At 68.5% G+C, this 2,498-nt stretch carries 3 protein-coding genes; all 3 read right to left on the bottom strand.

What is annotated here, in order from left to right:
- Positions 1–127: 127 nt before the first annotated feature.
- The 3 genes from AC5RUJ_RS14510 to AC5RUJ_RS14500 are packed head-to-tail and all read right to left on the bottom strand — an operon-like array spanning position 128 to position 2,369.
- The gene (locus AC5RUJ_RS14510; protein WP_494128497.1) at positions 128–511 is read right to left on the bottom strand and encodes a DUF2304 domain-containing protein; all 384 of its coding nucleotides are present in this window, start codon (positions 509–511) and stop codon (positions 128–130) included.
- 4 nt (positions 512–515) lie between these two features.
- On the bottom strand, positions 516–1,181 hold the full coding sequence (locus AC5RUJ_RS14505; protein WP_494128498.1) for a glycosyltransferase family 2 protein: 666 nt from the start codon (positions 1,179–1,181) through the stop codon (positions 516–518).
- A gap of 27 nt (positions 1,182–1,208) precedes the next feature.
- Positions 1,209–2,369 (bottom strand): glycosyltransferase, encoded by a 1,161-nt coding sequence (locus AC5RUJ_RS14500; protein ID WP_494075507.1) that lies wholly within the window; start codon positions 2,367–2,369, stop codon positions 1,209–1,211.
- Positions 2,370–2,498: the final 129 nt, after the last annotated feature.

Here is a 2,498-nt window from a genome sequence, read left to right as displayed (position 1 = left end):
ACGCGGCCGGGCGCTGCGGCCAGGACCGAGTCCACTGCGCGGCGGACGGGCCGGTCAGCGGTATGGACGGCGATCACGATCTCGGCTTCCGGACCGCTGTCGTGGCGGCCAAGGTTCTGCGGCACGCTCACGTCCCGTTCCCCGGGGGTGCCGCGTCGCTCGGTCCGGCCACGTCATCCGGCTTGGGCACCTCGTCCAGCGCGATGCGCCGGGCCAGCTTGGTGATCCGCTCCTCGAGTTGCCGGGTGCGCTGGAACGAGCTCGCCATGTAGATCAGGAAGCACACGATCAGCCCGTACAGCACCAGATCGGTGCCGCGGCCGATGCCCAGCGCATTCGCCACGGCGGTCAGAATGCCCGGGAAGAAGACGGACAGCGCGGCCATGACCGCGAAGAGCATCAGCAGGATGCGGCGCACGGCCTGGTGCCGAGCGTTTTGGCCGCCCCGCATCAGCGCCAGCGCGCCGAGGGCGACGGCCAGGACCAGGACGATTTGGACAACTATGAGCATGGGTTCACCGGAAGAAGAGGTCAGCGAGGATGTTGATGCCGTTGAGCAGGGACTGCCCCTTGGACTTGGAATATTCCGTGTAGACGATGTGTACCGGTTGTTCCACCACCCGGGCATCGAGGGCGGCGAACTGGTGGACCAGTTCGGAGGCGTGCGCCATCCGGTTTTGGGTCAGGTGGATCTTCCGGGCCACGTCGGCGGAGATGGCACGCAGCCCGTTGTGGGCATCGGTCAGGCGGTAGCCGGTGGAAATCCGGGACTGGATGGCCGCCGTCTGCAGGACCAGGCGCTTGAGCGCCGAGACCTCGCCCCGCCCATCGAGGAAGCGGGAACCGAGCACCACGTCCGCTTCGCCGGCCCTGATCCGAGCCAGCATCGCCGCGGCATCCTGGACCCGATGCTGGCCGTCCGCGTCGAACGTGATGACCGCGTCCAGCTGCGGATCCTGCACGGCATATTCGATTCCGGTCTGCAGCGCGGCGCCTTGGCCCAGGTTCACCGGATGGGCAACGACGACGGCGCCGGCCTTGCGGGCCAGGGCGGCGGAATCGTCGGTGCTGCCATCGTCCACGCAGACCACGTGGGGAAAGGTTTCGAGCAGCTCCTGAATGACTGAACCGACGACGGTGGCCTCGTTGTACATCGGCACGACGACCCAGCAGCGACTCACCCGCCTAGTATTCCACACAGGGAATGGTCACGGCTGTTCCGGCGGCGGCGGGCCCTGCCGTCCGGCGGCCGGCGGCTGGGCTGCCACGTCGCGATAGTGGCCGTCCAGCTCCCGCACGCTGCCCGCCAGGCTCCGCTGGTCCACCACGAACTTGCGCGCGTCGCGGCGCATGGCCAGGTACTCCGCGCTGCCCAGCTGCAGCAGTTGCTGCAACCCGTCCTGCAACTGGTTGTACTCGGCTTCCGGTGCCAGCAGTCCGGTGACGCCGTCGTCCATCATTTCGGGAATGCCCCCGCTGCGGTACGCCAGCACGGGAGTGCCGCACGCCTGGGCTTCCAGCAGCACCAGTCCGGCGGCCTCCCGGGCGCCGCCGGCTTCCTGGCTGGGGGCCACCAGGACATGTGCCCGTTGCAGCCAGGAGCGGATCGCGCTCCTGTCCTGGCGGCCCAGGTAGTCGATGTGCGGATGGCTGGCGGCCTGCTCGGCGACGGTGTCCCGCAAGGGCCCGTCCCCGATCACCACCAGCCGGTGCCGGGCCTTGCGCCAGACGGCCAGGGAGGCGTCCAACAGATCCCGGATGCCCTTTTGCGTGTTGAGCCGGCCGACGAAGAGCACTACCGGCACTTCATCGGCCTCGTAGCGGACCGGCTCGAAGTAGTCGGTATCGACGCCCTGGTAATGCACCCGGATTTTCGCGGTGTCCAAGTCCAGCTCCGCGGCGCGGCCGGCCATGTAGTTGCTGACCACCAGGATGCGGGTGCTGTGCGCCGCCGCGGCCAGGACGTTCCGGTGGTGCCACCGGGCCATCACCGTGTCCGCGGGATTCCCCAGCGAGACCATGTCGGAGCCGTGCATGGTGGTGATGAGCGGCGTCCCGGACACGATGGATGCCTTGACGGCGGGCGTCGACCAGGTGGCGAAGTGCTGATGGATGATGTCCGGTTCAAAGCGTCCCACTGCCACGGTCATGGCCGGCATGAAAGCGGGCATCATGAGCTCGCGGCGCCGGAAGCCCAGCCGCGGCACCGGAACGAAGTCCGTCACCGGGATCGTGACGGATGAATCCTCGATCTCGGCCACCAGCGTGAAGACACGGAAGTCGTGCCTGTCCTTCAACCGCTCGGCGTGCGCCGTGGCGAAGTACGTTGGCGGAATCCGCAACGTGCTCTTGGTGATGGCGATCTTCACGGGGCTCCCGGACCTTGGTGGGCTGCAGCCGGCTCGGTCCGGCTTATCGCCATCCTAGCCCGGCGTCCTGAACGCCACCCCGGGGCTGCGGGCCCCGCCCGGTCCCCTGCCGCGGCCCGGGGTCCGCAG

The sequence above is a fragment of the Arthrobacter sp. Y3223164 genome (assembly GCF_059091005.1).
Note: the sequence above shows the minus strand (reverse complement) of the source record. Positions and strands in the feature narration are given on the sequence as shown.